The organism is Bacillota bacterium (genome assembly GCA_036504675.1).
Taxonomy (GTDB): domain Bacteria; phylum Bacillota; class Sulfobacillia; order JAJYWN01; family JAJZPE01; genus DASXUT01.
On record DASXUT010000182.1, the window covers coordinates 1 to 6,640 of the forward strand.

At 69.5% G+C, this 6,640-nt stretch carries 5 protein-coding genes and 1 pseudogene; all 6 read right to left on the reverse strand.

Annotation, left to right across the window (positions count from 1 at the left end):
* Positions 1-152: orotidine 5'-phosphate decarboxylase / HUMPS family protein (locus tag VGL40_14285; protein HEY3316431.1), on the reverse strand; the 152-nt coding region annotated here is incomplete at its 3' end.
* Positions 146-1,096: a dihydroorotate dehydrogenase gene (locus VGL40_14290; GenBank protein HEY3316432.1), complete on the reverse strand. Its 951-nt coding sequence runs from the start codon at positions 1,094-1,096 to the stop codon at positions 146-148. The genes VGL40_14290 and VGL40_14285, both read right to left, overlap by 7 nt.
* Positions 1,089-1,883, reverse strand: a complete 795-nt coding sequence (locus VGL40_14295) for a dihydroorotate dehydrogenase electron transfer subunit (GenBank protein HEY3316433.1) — start codon at positions 1,881-1,883, stop codon at positions 1,089-1,091. Before VGL40_14295 ends, VGL40_14290 begins: the two co-directional genes overlap by 8 nt.
* A pseudogene (gene carB, locus VGL40_14300) lies at positions 1,864-4,886 on the reverse strand (carbamoyl-phosphate synthase large subunit). The gene VGL40_14295 and the pseudogene carB overlap by 20 nt, the downstream one beginning before the upstream one ends.
* Before the next feature lie 17 nt (positions 4,887-4,903).
* A complete protein-coding gene (gene carA / locus VGL40_14305) occupies positions 4,904-5,968 on the reverse strand; it encodes a glutamine-hydrolyzing carbamoyl-phosphate synthase small subunit (protein HEY3316434.1) in 1,065 nt (354 codons plus the stop codon).
* 193 nt (positions 5,969-6,161) lie between these two features.
* Positions 6,162-6,640, reverse strand: a 479-nt coding sequence (locus VGL40_14310) for an amidohydrolase family protein (GenBank protein ID HEY3316435.1), incomplete at its 5' end; no start/stop codon positions are given.

Sequence of the window (6,640 nt, forward strand, 5' to 3'; positions counted from 1 at the left end):
GCCCGCGGGCCGGCGGCCGTGAAGAGTTCCATCCCGACCTTGAACCAACCCACCCGGTCGCCCACAAGCTCGATGAGTCGCCGCGCCCCGTCAAGGTTCGGGACATCGGCGGCGACGATGAGGCGTTCGCCACCCTTCGGACTCCTCAGCACTCCGTCATCCTCCCCGGCCGCCGTCCCCTGAAGGCGGGGTTCGCGGCGCCGACGATCTCACCGATCCAGCTCACCCCTTGCCCGTCGCACCAAGCGGCCAAGCCTTCGACGACCCGGCAGGCGGCCAGCGGGTCGGCAAACAGGGCCGTGCCGACCGCCACCGCCGAGGCCCCGGCCATGATGAACTGCAGGGCGTCCTCGGCGGTGACGATCCCGCCGAGGCCGATGACCGGCACCTCGATGGCCGCGGCCACCTCGTAGACGGCCCGCACGGCCACCGGTCGAATGGCCGGTCCGGACAGCCCGCCGGCCCCCCGGGCCAGGACGGGGCGGCGGGAGACCACGTCGATGACCATCCCGACCAGCGTGTTGATGAGCGAGACGGCGTCCGTTCCGGCCTCCACGGCCGCCCTCGCGACCGGAGCCAGGCTGGTCACGTTCGGGGTGAGCTTGGTGATCAGGGGCAACCGGGTCCGCCGGCGGCACCCGGCGACCACCTCGGCCACCGACCGCGGGTCGACCCCGAAGGCCATCCCGCCTTGGTCGACGTTGGGGCAGGAGACGTTGATCTCCAGAGCCGAGACCCCCTCGAGGCCGTCAAGCCGGGCGGCCACCTCGCCGTACTCGGCGGGTGAGTGGCCCGAGACGTTGACGATGACCGGCACGCCCGCCTCCCGCATCGAGGGTAGCTCGTCGGCGATGAACCCGTCAACCCCGGGGTTCTGGAGGCCGATGGAGTTGAGCATCCCGGCCGGGGTCTCAACCACCCGCGGCCCGGGGTTGCCCGCCCTCGGCTCGAGGGTGATCCCCTTGGTGACCACGGCCCCTAGCCGGTTCAGCGGGAAGAAGCACCCGTACTCTCGGCCGTAGCCGAAGGTCCCGGAGGCGGTCATGACCGGGTTCTTCAGAGCCACCCCGGCGATGGTCAGCCCTAAATCAGCCACCGATGATCACCTCCCGGGCGCCAAAGACCGGGCCGTCGTGACAGACCCGGAGATAGCCGGGTCCAGCCCCGGACGCCCGCACGGCGCAGCCGAGGCAGGCCCCGACGCCGCAGGCCATCCGGGTTTCCAGGGAGAAGTAGGCGCGGCGGGTCCCGACCATCCCCTGGACCCGCTGGAGCATGGCCTCCGGCCCGCAGGCATAGATGACCGCGGCCGGTTCGCCGGTGAGCCGCTCGCCCAGGGCCTCGGTGACGAACCCCGGCCGGCCGGAAGACCCGTCATCGGTGGTGACGAGGAGCTCATCGGCCGCCTCCCCCAGGACATCGAGGGCCGCCAGACCGGCGGCGGTCTGCGCCCCGACCAGAACCAGGGCCGGTGTCCCCCGCCCCCGGAACCGTTCGGCCAGGGCGACCAGCGGAGCCACCCCGATCCCGCCGCCGACGATGATCGGTTTTGCTCCCGGCCCGAGGTCGGTCGGAAAGCCGCGTCCCAGGGGCCCGATGACGTCGGCCACGTCGCCGGGCCGAAGCCCGGCCAGGTAGCTTGTCCCCCGCCCGACCACCCGGAAGAGGACCTCGATCCACTCCCCGGCCGGGTCGATCCGATGCAGGCTCAGCGGACGCCTGAGTAAGGGATCCAGGCGGTCCGGGGGTGCGCACCGGATGTGGAGGAACTGCCCCGGCTCGGCCGAGCGGGCCACTTCCGGGGCTTTGAGTCGCAGTCGGCGGTACGAAGGGCCGGCCGGGCCGCTCTCCACGATCGGCGCTTTATCCAGCGAAACCATCATCCACCCTCTTCTCGTTCAGGTAGTCCTGGAGGGCCCGCGGGGCGAACGGCCGCCCCGGCAGGCCGGCCTCGAGCACCTCGGCCAGGGCCGCGGCCGTGTCCAGAGAGGTCAGGCAGGGTAAGCCGTACTCGACGGCCGCCCGGCGGATGCGGAACCCGTCCCGCTCCGGGCGTTTCCCCTTGGTCAGCGTATTGATGACCAGGTCGACCCGACCGGCCTGGATCTCTTCGAGGAGGTTGGGCCCGGCCTCGCCTATCTTACTGACCCGGGTCGCCCGGATCTTCGCCGCCGCCAGGGCTCCCGCCGTCCCGGCGGTGGCCATCAGCTGGAAGCCGAGGTCGGCGAACCGGCCGAGGAGCGGCAGGGCGGCGGCCTTGTCCCGGTCGGCCACGGTGGCCAGGATGGTCCCTCCCGCCGGCACCCTCACCCCGGCCGCCACCAGTGCCCGGTAGAGAGCGCCGGCGAAGTCCCGGTCGAGACCCATCACCTCGCCCGTCGACTTCATCTCCGGGCCCAGGGAGGTGTCGACGGTGGTCAGCTTTGACCAGGAGAAGACCGGGGCCTTCACCGCCACATACGGCGGCGCGGGCCAGAGTCCCCCCCGGTACCCGAGGGACCTCAGGTCCCGGCCCAGGGCCACCCGGGTGGCCAATCCAACCAGGGGAAGCCCGGTGACCTTGCTCAGGAATGGCACCGTCCGGCTTGACCGGGGGTTGGCCTCGATGACGTAGGCTTCGTCGCCGGCCACGACGAACTGGACATTGATCAGCCCCCGCACCCCCAGGGCCAGCGCCATCCGGGTGGTGTGGTCGACGACCCGGTCGATGACTGCCCGGCTCAGGTTCCGCGGGGGGTTGACGGCGATGCTGTCGCCGGAGTGGACCCCGGCCCGCTCGACATGCTCCATCACCCCGGCCACGAGCACCTCGGAGCCGTCGGCGATGGCGTCGACCTCGACCTCCCTACCCTCGACGTAGCGGTCCACCAGCGCCGGGTGGTCGGGCGAGACCACCGCCGTGAAGGTCAGGTAGTCATCGAGCTCGCCGGAATCGTGGACGATCTCCATCGCCCGGCCGCCGAGGACGTATGACGGTCTGACCGGCACGGGGAAGCCGACTTCGGCCGCGGCCCGCCGGGCCTCCTCGGGCGAAGCCGCCATCCGGCCGGGCGGTCTGGGAATCCCCAGGCCGGCCAGGAGGTCATCGAAACGCCCGCGGTCCTCGGCCATGTCGATCCCATCGACGCCCGTGCCGAGGATGGTCGCCCCCGATGCCGGTCGGAGACGCTGGCATCGGTGGAGACGGTCTCCGGGTTGTTGTTGATGATCACCGACTGGTAGCCTTCCTCGCGGAGGGTCCTCACCGCGTGGACCGAGCAGTAGTCGAACTCGATCCCCTGGCCGATCCGGATCGGCCCGGACCCGATGACGAGGGCCTTGGGCCGCGCCTCCACGACCGCCTCGTCGGTCTCCTCGTGGCACGAGTAATAATAGGGTGTCCTGGCCTCGAACTCGGCCGCGCAGGTATCGACCATCTTGTACACCGGGACCCCGCCGACCCGGGCCGAGCCTCCAACGGCCAGCCCTCCGGCCGCCCCTCCGCCCCGGATGATCCCGGCGATCTTGGCCACAAAAAAGGGGTCGACCCCCGAAAGGGCGGCCACCCGGTCGACCTCCCAGCCGCGGCGCAAGGCCTCGGCCAGGACGAAGAGGCGTTCGTCGTCGGCCCTCTCGAGCCGCTCGGCCAGACGTTCCTCGGCGACCACGGCCAGGGACGGGAGAATCAGGCCACGCGGGCCGATCTCCAGCGATCGCACGGCCTTCAGGAGGGCCCCTTCGAAGGTCCGGTCGATGGCCATCACTTCGCCGGTGGCCTTCATCTGCGGGCCGAGGACCCGGTCGGCCGTACCGAACTTGTCGAACGGCCAGCGGGGCAGCTTGACCACGACGTAGTCGAGGGCCGGTTCGAAGCAGGCGTAGGTGTTCCCGGTGACCGGGTTCCTGATCTGGTCGAGGGTCAACCCGGCGGCGATCTTGGCGGCGATGAAGGCGATCGGGTAGCCGGTGGCCTTGGAAGCCAGGGCGCTCGACCGGCTGACCCGGGGGTTGACCTCGATGACGTGGTACTCGTCGGTCCTCGGGCTCAGGGCGAACTGCATGTTGCAGCCGCCCTCCAGGCCGAGGGCCTCGATGATCCGCAGCGACGCCGAGCGGAGCCGTTGATAGTCGGGGTCGGACAGGGTCTGGCTGGGAGCGACGACCAGGCTGTCGCCGGTGTGGATGCCGACCGGGTCGATGTTCTCCATATTGCACACGGTGATGCAGTTGCCCTTGCCGTCCCGCATCACCTCGTACTCGATCTCTTTCCAGCCGGCCAGGCTCTTCTCGATCAGAACCTGTCCGATGGGGCTGGCCCGAAGCCCCTTGGAGGCGGCCAGGGCCAGCTCCTCAGGGTTCTCGGCGATGCCCCCGCCGGTGCCGCCGAGGGTGAAGGCCGGACGGACGATGACCGGAAAGCCAAGGCGGCGGGCCAGTCGCTTGGCCTCACCGAGGTCGTCGACGATGCCGCTGGCCGGGACCGGCTCGCCGATGGCCCGCATCGTCTCCTTGAAGAGCCGTCGGTCCTCGGCCTTGCGGATGGAATCAAGAGGGGTCCCGAGGAGGGATGTCCCAACCTCCTCGAGGACCCCCGCCTGGGACAGCTCGACCGCCAGGTTCAGCCCGACCTGCCCGCCGAGGGTGGCCAAGAGCCCGTCCGGCCGCTCCTTCCGGATGATCTCGGCCACGCACTGGGCGGTCAACGGCTCGATGTAGACGCGATGGGCAGTCTCCGGGTCGGTCATGATCGTCGCCGGATTCGAGTTGACCAGGACGACTTCGATGCCTTCCTCAGCCAGCGATCGGCAGGCCTGGGTGCCGGCGTAGTCGAACTCGGCGGCCTGACCGATGACGATGGGACCGGAACCGATGACCAGTACCTTTCGTGGACCGGGACGGCGCGACAAAGGCCCTCCCCCTCCGGTCAAGCCCGACCGGCCATGGCCAGGAACTGGCCGAAAAGCTGAGTCGAGTCGCGTGGGCCGGGGGCCGCTTCGGGGTGGTACTGGACCCCGAAGGCCCGGTACTTCTCATGGCGCAGGCCCTCGACCGTCTCATCGTTGAGGTTGCGGTGGGTGACCAAGAGGCCGGTCCCGTCGAGGCTACTCTCGTCGACGGCGTAGCCGTGATTCTGGGTGGTGATGCGGACGTGGTCGGCGGCGAGGTCCTTGACCGGATGGTTGGCCCCCCGGTGACCGTACTTCAACTTGTAGGTGTCCGCCCCGAGGGCCAAGGCCAGCAACTGGTGACCGAGACAGATCCCGAAGATGGGGACCCGGCCGATGAGCTCGCGGACGGTCTTTACGGCCATCGGGACGTCCTTCGGGTCCCCGGGGCCGTTGGACAGGAGGACGGCATCCGGCCTGAAGTCCAGGATGTCCTCGGCCCCGGTGGCGGCCGGTACGACCACCGTGTCGCAATCGTAGGCCTGGAGCGACCGGAGGATGTTGTACTTGACGCCGAAGTCGAGGACGACGACCCGCGGGCCATCGCCGAAGACGTGGTAGGGCCGGGGCGTGCTGACCTCACCGACGAGCCCCTCGAGGCGGGTCGCCCGGGCTTCATGGGCCAGTTCGTCGACGGTCCGGTGGGCGGTGGTCAGGATGCCGAGCATCGTCCCCCGTTCCCGGAGATGCTTGGTCAGGGCCCTGGTATCCAGGCCGGCCAGACCCATGATCCCCTGTTCGGTGAGGTACTCGTCGATGGTCCCGGTGGACTCGCGGTGGCTGGGGTGATGGCAGTATTGGCTGACCAAGAAGCCTTTGACCCACGGGCGTCTCGACTCGACCGCCCGTCCGTTCAGACCATAGTTCCCGATCAGTGGGTAAGTCATCGTGACGATCTGCCCACAGTAGGACGGGTCGGTCAGGACCTCCTGATAGCCGGTCATCCCGGTGTTGAAGACAACCTCGCCTTTCTGCTCCCGGGTTGCTCCGAAAGCCTCGCCCTCGAAGGCCGTCCCATCTTCGAGCACCAAACGCCCGATCATCCTCACCCGCTCCTCTCTCTCCGGTGCCGCCGCCGGTCGCGCCGATCCTTCGGCTCGTCTCGTCCTCTGGCCCCGGCTTGCCCGCCGTCACCTCTCGCTATTCGGCATAAATATACGGCCTGTTTGCATCTTTATGCACTATGATGCATCCTCACGGCCTACCTGTCAAGAGGCTTCGCGGAGGCCTTCTGGATCAGGTCTTGAGGACCCCGTCCTCGGCCACGATGGCCCCGGCGACGATGGTCATCGCCGGCCGGCCGGTCAGCTCCCAGCCGCTGAAGATGGTATTGCGGCTGCGGGAGGCGAACTCGGCCGGGTTCACGGTCCACTGGGCGGACGGGTCGATGATCGTCAGGTCGGCCTCGGCCCCCAGCGACAGGGTCCCCTTGGGGAGTCCGAGGACGCCGGCCGGGCCGGAGGTCAGCTTCTCGATGGCCAGCGCGGCGGTGATCACCTTCTTGGCGACGAGCTCCGAGAAGATCAGGCCGACGGCCGTCTCCAGGCCGACGATGCCGAAGGCGGCGTAGTCGTACTCGACGTCCTTGTCGTCGACGTGGTGCGGGGCGTGGTCGGTGACGATGGCGTCAACCGCCCCGTCGGCCAGGCCGCGACGGAGGGCCTCGACGTCGGCCTTGGTCCGTAGGGGCGGGTTGACCTTGGTGTTCGTGTCGT

Coding starts and splice junctions, on each gene's coding strand:
- VGL40_14295 (HEY3316433.1), bottom strand. CDS start 1,883: ATGATGGTTTCGCTGGATAAAGCGCCGATCGTGGAGAGCGGCCCGGCC.
- carA (HEY3316434.1), bottom strand. CDS start 5,968: ATGATCGGGCGTTTGGTGCTCGAAGATGGGACGGCCTTCGAGGGCGAG.